This window comes from Methylobacterium sp. CCH5-D2 (genome assembly GCF_001556475.1).
In the GTDB taxonomy this organism is placed as follows: Bacteria; Pseudomonadota; Alphaproteobacteria; order Rhizobiales; family Beijerinckiaceae; genus Methylobacterium; species Methylobacterium hispanicum.
In genome coordinates this window covers 1-7,151 of sequence record NZ_LSIX01000133.1, presented here as the reverse complement: position 1 = coordinate 7,151, position 7,151 = coordinate 1, and the positions used below count along the sequence as shown (strand labels likewise).

The window sequence follows — 7,151 nt, the reverse complement described above, 5'->3', positions numbered from 1 at the left end:
GCCCCGGCCGGCGCCGCCCGCACCGACGCCGGCCGCCCCCGCCAAGCCCGCGCCGGCCGAGCCGGCAGGCGAGTCCGCGCCCACGCCGGTCGCCAAGCCGGTCGCCAAACCGGTTACCCAGCCGGGCGCACAGCCCGCGGCCTCCAAGCCCGCGGCCGCGCCCAACCCCTTCTCGGTCGAGGAGATCGAGGCGGAGTTCGCCCGCCTGCTCGGGCGCCCGCTGGACAAGCGCTGACCGGCGGGCCGAGGCCGGCCCTTCAGGCCGGCGGGTAGGTGATGAACTCCATCAGCGACCCGTCCGGGTCCCGGAAGTAGACGCTGATGCCGGGCCCGGCGGCGCCGTTGCGCTCCACGGGCCCGCGCTCCACGCCGACGCCGTGGCGGTGAAGGTGGGCCATCGCCTCCTCCAGCGTGCCCGGCCAGCGGAAGCAGAGGTCGCTGTTGCCGGGCAGGACCGGCTTGGCGGCGAGCGGCTCGGCGACGACGCCCGGCCCGTGGCAGTTCAGCTGCACCCCGCCGAAGCGGTAGGCGAAGCCGGCCCCCCGCTCGATCACCTCGGCCCCGAGCACGTCGCGGTAGAAGGCGGTGGCGCGCGCCCAGTCCGAGACGTGGATCACGCAATGGTCCAGATGGATCGCCGGCCGGGTCGGGATCTCGGGAAGGGCGGAGGTCGGCTCGACCTCGGGGAGGGGCGTGGCGCCCTCCGGAAGGGTCTCGGTCGCAGGCATCGGCGGGCTCCGGAACGGGGATGGCCGACCAGATAGGGCGCCCAGGGGATCAGTCTTCCGGCGCGCGCGCCGCCGCCCCTTCACGCTCCCGTGGCGGGCTCTTCACGCGGGCGTGCGGCGCAAAAGCTACATCTTGGGCCGGGCGGAGGGTCTAGTCAGGGCGTCCACGACGAAGCCCGCAAGGTGAAACCCATGCTCGCCCGCCGGACCCTGCTGGCCGCCCTCGCGGTCGCGCCGCTCGCCGCCTGCCAGAGCCGCGGCCCCGCGCAACTCGCCGCGACCCCCGAGGAGGCCGCGTGGTACGTCGGCACCAAGCCCGACAAGCCGCACGACATCCCGCTGGTCGATACCGGCCGGCTCGATCCGAAGTATCGCCGCCAGGTCGTACGCTACACCGGCCTCGAGGCGCCCGGCACCATCGTGGTCGACATCGACAACCGCCAGCTCACCCTGGTCCAGGCCGAGGGCACGGCGATCCAGTACGGCATCGGCGTGGGCAAGCTCGGCTTCTCCTGGAAGGGCGAGGCCCGGGTCGGCCGCAAGGGCGTCTGGCCGGACTGGAGCCCGACCACCACGATGGTCTCGCTCAACCCGGACCTGCCGCGCACGCTCAAGGGCGGGCTCGAGAACCCGCTGGGCGCCCGCGCGCTCTACCTCTACCAGGGCAACCGCGACACGCTGTTCCGCCTGCACGGCACCAACGAGCCCTGGAGCATCGGCGAGCAGATGTCCTCGGGCTGCGTGCGCATGCTCAACGAGGACATCGCCGACCTCTACGAGCGGGTGCCGGTGGGCACGCGGGTTCTGGTGAAGCGCAACGGCCGGTACCGGGTTTAAGGACCGGGCCCGACGCGCGGTGGGCCTCAGCCCGCCCGCTTCGCTCCCCCGGTGAAGTCCCGCCACAGCAGCACCAGGGCCGCCATCACGGCGGGCCCCAGGAACAGGCCGAGCAGGCCGAAGGTCTCGACCCCGCCGAGGATCCCGAGCAGCACCCAGAGGAAGGGCAGCTGCGTCGTGCCCCCGATCAGGACCGGCCGGACGAAGTGGTCGGCCACGAAGGTGACGACGAAGCCGGCCGCCACCACGACGAGGGCCGGCACGGTCTGCCCCTGCGCCAGCAGCAGCACGGCCGCCAGCCCGAAGGCGACGGGGGCGCCGAACGGGATCATCGCGGCGATGGCCGTCAGCGCGCCGAGCAGCACCGGGTGCGGCACGCCGGCCAGATAGTAGACGAGGCCGAGCAGCACGCCCTCGCCGAGGCCCACCAGCACGAGCCCGTCGACCGTGCCGTGCACCGAGGCCACCATCTGCCGGGCGACCCGCTCGCCGCGCGGGCCGAACAGGCGGTTGCAGGCGGTGAGCGCCTGGTCGCGCACGGCGTCGCGGTCCCGGAACAGGAAGAACAGGGCGAGCAGGCTGAAGCCGAACAGCACCGCGCGGTGCACCACCTCGCGCCCGAGATTGCGCGAGACGCCGAGGACCCGGCCGTTGTCGAGGCGGTGCAGCAGGTCGGAGGCCGCCTCCGGATGGCCGAAGGTCCGGCCCCACCAGGCCTGGGCCTGGGCGGCGCCGAAGGGCAGGTGGTTCAGGAACTCGGGCGCCGGGATGCCCGTCCGCTCGGCGGAGCGGACGAAATCCATGACGTCGTGGGCCTCGCGCGCCGCCTCGATGCCGAGGATCACGAGGGGGCCCAGGATGACCAGGGCGACGAGCAAGGTCGCGAGCCCCGGCAGCAGGATGTTGTGCCGGTCGCGGGGCAGGCGGCGCTCGGCGCGCTCGTAGAGGGGCCCGAGCGCGATCACCAGCACGACCGCCCAGGCGAGCGCCGGCAGGAAGCCGTGCAGGATCCAGAGCCCGAGGCCCGCGAGCGCCAGGACGAGGCCCGCGCGGGCGATGCCTTGCGCGCGGGGGCTGCGCGTCGGCGCGGCGGCGCCGGGATCGCGCGCGACCGGGCCCGGCGCGGGCCGGGCGACCACCTTCGAATCCATCGCACGACCCTCCACGCACCCCGCGCCGGGGATCTAGGTCGGGGAGGGCGCCCCCGCTATCGCCGGGACGGGCGAAAGACCCCGCGGCGGCTTCACGAAACCGACACGGTTGCCCCTCCGGAACCCCTCGTGTAGAGGTCGCGCCCATCCGAAGGGGGCCGCGCGCGGCCCCGCAATGCGTCGGCTTGGCAGGCGGGGACGAGCGCGGGGGCGGGCTCGCCCACCGGTCCCCGTAAGGCTGCGCGGCAGAACACCTGACGGAATCGGCGAGAACGCATGTCTGAGCCCCAGAACGGCAGCACGGCCACCTTCGAGCGCGTGGCCGACATCATCGCCGAGACCGCCGACATCCCGCGCGAGAAGATCACGCCCGAGAGTCACGCCATCGACGACCTCGGCATCGACAGCCTCGCCTTCCTCGACATCGCCTTCGCGGTCGACAAGGCCTTCGGGATCAAGCTGCCGCTGGAGCGCTGGACCCAGGAGGTCAACGAGGGCAAGGTCCCGGCCGAGGAGTACTTCGTGCTGAAGAACCTCTGCGCCCGCATCGACGCGCTGGTGGCCGAGAAGGCCGCCAAGGCCTGATTCGCAGCGGATAGCCCGTCATGCGCCTCGAATATTTCGAGATGATCGATTCCGTGCGGCTGCTCGACCGGGCGGCGGGGCGGATCGAGGCGCTGGCGCGGGTGCCCGACGCCAGCCCCGTCTTCGAGGGGCATTTCCCGGGCTACCCCCTGGTGCCGGGCGTGCTCCTCACCGAGACCATGGCGCAGGCCTCGGGCTACCTCGTCCTCGCCCATCTCGACTTCGCGCTGATGCCGTTCCTGATGGCGGTCGACAAGGCGCGCTTCCGCTCCTTCGTGGGTCCGGGCGCGGAACTCATCGTCGCGGCGAGCCTCGTCCACGACGGCTCGGGCTACGCCGTCACCAAGGCGTCGATCCGGCACGGGGACAAGGCGCTCGCCGACGCGGAGCTGCGCTTCCGCACCATGCCGTTCCCCGCGGAGCTCGACGGGCTGATGCGCGCGCGCGCGCGCGAGATCGGCCTGACCGGGGCGAGCGGACCGGGCGACGCCAGCGCAGGACCCGCCAGATGACCCGCGACGTCGTCGTCACCGGCCTCGGCCTCGTCTCCTGCCGGGGCGAGGGCGTGGCCGCGCACCTCGCAGCGCTGGATTCCGGCACGGCGCCCGCCACCGACACGGAGCGCTTCGCGCCCTACGCGGTCCACCCGGCACCGGGCATCGCCTGGGACGGGCAGATCCCGAAGAAGTCCGACCAGCGCCAGATGGAGGCGTGGCAGCGCCTCGGCGTCTACGCGGCGGGCCTCGCCCTCGACGCGGCCGGCGTCAAGGACGACGCCGCCTTCAAGCAGGACCTGCACCTCGTGGTCTCGGCGGGCGGCGGCGAGCGCGACTACGCGGTCGACGGGGCGATCCTCACGGGGCTGCGCGGGGCGGCGGATCCCGGCGCCTACCTCAACGAGCGGCTGCAGAACGACCTGCGCCCGACCCTGTTCCTGGCCCAGCTCTCGAACCTGCTCGCCGGCAACATCGCCATCGTGCACGGGGTCACGGGGGCGTCCCGCACCTTCATGGGCGAGGAATCCTCCGGCGTCGATGCGCTGCGGATCGGCGCGGCGCGCGTCGCCGCGGGCCAGATCGACGCGGTGCTGGTCGGCGGCTCCTACAACGCCGAGCGGCCCGACGTGCTCGTGATCCACGAGATGGGCGGCTACCTGCGCCGCGGCGCCTACGCGCCGGTCTTCGCCCGCGCGGAGACGCCGGGCTTCATCCTCGGCAGCTGCGCCGCCTTCCTGCTGCTCGAATCCGCCGAGGGTGCCGCCGCCCGCGGCGCCCGGGCGCTGGCGCGCCTCGCGCCGGTGACGAGCGACCTGACCCGGCGCGAGCCGGGCCGGGTGGGGCTCAGCCTCGCCGGCCTCTGGTCGGCGGCCGGGATCGCCCTGCCGGACGCGGTGGTCTCGGGCGCGACCGGCGTCGCCCCGATCACCGCCGAGGAGGCCGAGGTTCTCGCCCGCCTCGCCCCGGGCGCGCCCGTCCACGCGCTGGGAGACCTCGCCGGCCACGGGCTCGAGGTCGCAGCGCCCCTCGGTGCGGCGCTCGCCGCCGCACTGGTCGCGGAGCGCGGATTGAGGGAGGTCGCCGTCACGGCGGTCGGCCACCGCCGCGGCGAGGGCGTCCTGCGGGTGCTGGCGGCTTGAGGCCGCGCTCGGCCGTCCCGACCCTGGCGTACGAACCTTAGGAGCGTCCCCGCTCCCCGCGAACCGAACGGCGTCCGCCCCTACTCGGCGCCGCCTACGGGGTAGCTGCGGCCCTTCCACGTCGCCGCGCCGGCGCGCTCGCGGCGCAGCAGCACGTTCCACTGGATGGCGAGCGCGGTCAGCACGATCACCGGGTGGAGCGGGATCGTGGCCGCGGGCTCGCCGGTGCACAGCGTCACCGCCGCCCGGGTAGCGAGCGAGAGGGCGAGCGCCGCGAGCGCGCACGCGAAGGCGGCGGGCGGCAGGTCGCCGAGGAGCCCGGCCGCGACGAGCCCCCAGGGCAGGACGTGGCCGAGCAGCAGCAAGGCCGTCCAGACCGGCAGGGCGCGGGGCGTCGCCATGCCCTCGTGGGCGTTCTTCGAGAAGCCCGCCCAGGCGTCGCGGAAGCCGCCGTACATCCGGCAGAGGGCGAGGTTGCGGCCCGCCGCGAGATCGGTGCGCAGGCCGTGGCGGCGGAAATTGCGCGGCAGCCGCACCCCGTCGTGCAGGGAGGCCCGGATGGCGCCGTGCCCCCCCGTCTCCTCGTAGGCGGCCCGCGTCGCCAGGATCATCTGCCCGCAGGCCGCCCCGAGGCTCGGGTGGAGCGAGCGGCGCATGGCGAGGACCGGCAGGTAGCCGACCAGCAGCAGGTTGATCATCGGCACGGTGAGGCGCTCGCCGAGCGTGTCCATGCGCTGGCGCGGCACGGCGCTGACGAGGCCCGCCCCGCCGCGGCGCGCCTGGGCGGCGAGGCGCGCGGCGGCCCCGGGCGCGAGCTGCACGTCGGCGTCGATGAACAAGAGGTGCTCGCCCCGCGCCCGGGTGGCGAGGTAGGCGCAGGCGTTGTTCTTGCCGGTCCAGCCCTCTGGGAGCGGCGGCACGGATTCGAGGCGCAGGCGCGGATCGCCGGCGGCCAGAGCCCGCACGAGCGCCGCGGTGCCGTCGGTCGAGTGGTCGTCGCCGACCAGGACCTCGACGGGCGTGCCGGTGCTGGCCAACGCGGCCACGAGCGTCGGGCCGATCCGCTCGGCCTCGTTGCGGGCCGGAATCAGGATCGAGACGAGGCCGGAGCCGCCGGGCTCCGGCTCCGGCCTGCGCAGCAGGCCGAGGTTCAGGGCCGCGAAGAGCGCGGGCTGGAGCGCCACGATCAGGCAGGCGAGCGCCAGCCCGGTGAGGAGGGCGTTGGCGGTCATGGTGTGGGCTCCCGGGGGCCGTCCTGGGCCGCGCCCCCGTGCGCGGGGTCGAAGCGGCGGCCGGCGACGAGCGCCCGGAGCCGCCGCCAGAGGTCGTAGATCCCGCCGATCCCCTTGCGCCCGGCGACGAGTTCGCGGAAGCGCTCCGGCTCGCGGGCGATCACGTCGGCGCTCAGCCGGTCGAGGGTGGCGGTGAGCTCGCGCTCCAGCCGGGCGAGGCGCTCGGGGCGGGGGAGGGCGACGAGGTCGCCGCCTGAGATCGGCGCGCCGAAGGCGGCGAAGGCCTCGGCGCCGCGCTCCTCCCAGAAGGCGTATTCGAGGGCGAGCGGCAGCACGAGGGCGTCGGGAGCGATCTCGGGCAGGCGCGCGACGCCGGGGCGCAACGCCAGCGGCCGGGCGCGCCCATCGCTGAAGCGGCCCTGCGCGGTGATCCAGAGCATCCGGTGCGGTGCCGCGAGGATGGCGCGGGCGTGGGCCAGGAACGCGGCGGCCCCGCGCGGGCTGTCGAGATCGACCCCGAAGGCGCCCATCCGCTCGAAGATGCGGTACTTGCCGAGCACCGCGGCGTCGAAGGGGGCGCGGCCCTCGCGGCCGGGGAAGAGTCTGCCGGCCAGCACGATCATCACCGCGGCGTCCCACCAGGCCGGGTGGTTGCAGTAGACGACGATCGGGCCCGGATGGTCGAGCCCCTGCGGCAGGCCCCAGCGGGCGAGGCGCAGCGCGTTGAGGTGGCGCCCCACGAAGCGCTCGAAATAGCCGAGCATGAACCGCCAGAGCTGGGGCGAGACGGGGTGCAGGTCGGCGGGGCGCCGTCCGGGTCTCGGGTCCACCACGCGCCGCGCCTCCGCCGGGGCGGCGCGCGCGCCGTCCTCGGGTTCAATCCGGGGCGGGGCAGGGGGTTCGGCCAGCGTCATGCGGCGACGCCCTCCCTCCCCCCTCTGCGGGGGAGGGTACCCTGCGAAGCAGGGGGGTCGGGACGAAG

Annotated in this window: 8 protein-coding genes and 1 pseudogene; 5 read left to right on the top strand and 4 right to left on the bottom strand. The window is 74.9% G+C overall.

Annotation, left to right across the window (positions count from 1 at the left end):
- Positions 1–235 (top strand): annotated as a pseudogene (locus AX737_RS34025) (hypothetical protein); the annotation flags it as partial.
- Positions 236–257: 22 nt separating this feature from the next.
- Here AX737_RS34025 and AX737_RS02890 read toward each other — a convergent pair.
- Entirely contained in the window at positions 258–728 is a 471-nt protein-coding gene (locus tag AX737_RS02890; RefSeq protein WP_066918873.1) for a VOC family protein, read from the bottom strand.
- Positions 729–920: 192 nt separating this feature from the next.
- On the opposite strand from AX737_RS02890, the gene AX737_RS02885 reads away from it, so the two are divergent.
- Positions 921–1,565: a L,D-transpeptidase gene (locus AX737_RS02885; protein ID WP_066918871.1), complete on the top strand. Its 645-nt coding sequence runs from the start codon at positions 921–923 to the stop codon at positions 1,563–1,565.
- A gap of 26 nt (positions 1,566–1,591) precedes the next feature.
- On the opposite strand, the gene AX737_RS02880 is transcribed toward AX737_RS02885, so the two are convergent.
- A complete protein-coding gene (locus AX737_RS02880; RefSeq protein WP_082772839.1) occupies positions 1,592–2,716 on the bottom strand; it encodes an AI-2E family transporter in 1,125 nt (374 codons plus the stop codon).
- Between the two features lie 276 nt (positions 2,717–2,992).
- On the opposite strand from AX737_RS02880, the gene AX737_RS02875 reads away from it, so the two are divergent.
- The 3 genes from AX737_RS02875 to AX737_RS02865 are packed head-to-tail and all read left to right on the top strand — an operon-like array spanning position 2,993 to position 4,937.
- Positions 2,993–3,301: an acyl carrier protein gene (locus AX737_RS02875; RefSeq protein WP_066918869.1), complete on the top strand. Its 309-nt coding sequence runs from the start codon at positions 2,993–2,995 to the stop codon at positions 3,299–3,301.
- 20 nt (positions 3,302–3,321) lie between these two features.
- A complete protein-coding gene (locus tag AX737_RS02870; protein WP_066918867.1) occupies positions 3,322–3,813 on the top strand; it encodes a 3-hydroxyacyl-ACP dehydratase FabZ family protein in 492 nt (163 codons plus the stop codon).
- Positions 3,810–4,937, top strand: coding sequence for a beta-ketoacyl-ACP synthase (locus AX737_RS02865; RefSeq protein WP_066918865.1), 1,128 nt, complete (start codon positions 3,810–3,812; stop codon positions 4,935–4,937). Before AX737_RS02870 ends, AX737_RS02865 begins: the two co-directional genes overlap by 4 nt.
- Before the next feature lie 80 nt (positions 4,938–5,017).
- Here AX737_RS02865 and AX737_RS02860 read toward each other — a convergent pair whose 3' ends face one another.
- Together AX737_RS02860 and AX737_RS02855 are read right to left on the bottom strand one after the other, a co-directional pair.
- The gene (locus tag AX737_RS02860) at positions 5,018–6,169 is read right to left on the bottom strand and encodes a glycosyltransferase family 2 protein (protein ID WP_066918863.1); all 1,152 of its coding nucleotides are present in this window, start codon (positions 6,167–6,169) and stop codon (positions 5,018–5,020) included.
- Complete coding sequence (locus AX737_RS02855; protein WP_066918875.1) at positions 6,166–6,933, bottom strand: lysophospholipid acyltransferase family protein; 768 nt, start codon at positions 6,931–6,933, stop codon at positions 6,166–6,168. Before AX737_RS02855 ends, AX737_RS02860 begins: the two co-directional genes overlap by 4 nt.
- Positions 6,934–7,151 lie beyond the last annotated feature (218 nt).

Bases quoted from the DNA above. Each gene is read 5' to 3' on its own strand.
- AX737_RS02870 (WP_066918867.1), top strand. From the start codon at position 3,322: ATGCGCCTCGAATATTTCGAGATGATCGATTCCGTGCGGCTGCTCGAC.
- AX737_RS02885 (WP_066918871.1), top strand. From the start codon at position 921: ATGCTCGCCCGCCGGACCCTGCTGGCCGCCCTCGCGGTCGCGCCGCTC.
- AX737_RS02855 (WP_066918875.1), bottom strand. From the start codon at position 6,933: ATGCTCGGCTATTTCGAGCGCTTCGTGGGGCGCCACCTCAACGCGCTG.
- AX737_RS02880 (WP_082772839.1), bottom strand. From the start codon at position 2,716: ATGGATTCGAAGGTGGTCGCCCGGCCCGCGCCGGGCCCGGTCGCGCGC.
- AX737_RS02865 (WP_066918865.1), top strand. From the start codon at position 3,810: ATGACCCGCGACGTCGTCGTCACCGGCCTCGGCCTCGTCTCCTGCCGG.
- AX737_RS02860 (WP_066918863.1), bottom strand. From the start codon at position 6,169: ATGACCGCCAACGCCCTCCTCACCGGGCTGGCGCTCGCCTGCCTGATC.
- AX737_RS02875 (WP_066918869.1), top strand. From the start codon at position 2,993: ATGTCTGAGCCCCAGAACGGCAGCACGGCCACCTTCGAGCGCGTGGCC.
- AX737_RS02890 (WP_066918873.1), bottom strand. From the start codon at position 728: ATGCCTGCGACCGAGACCCTTCCGGAGGGCGCCACGCCCCTCCCCGAG.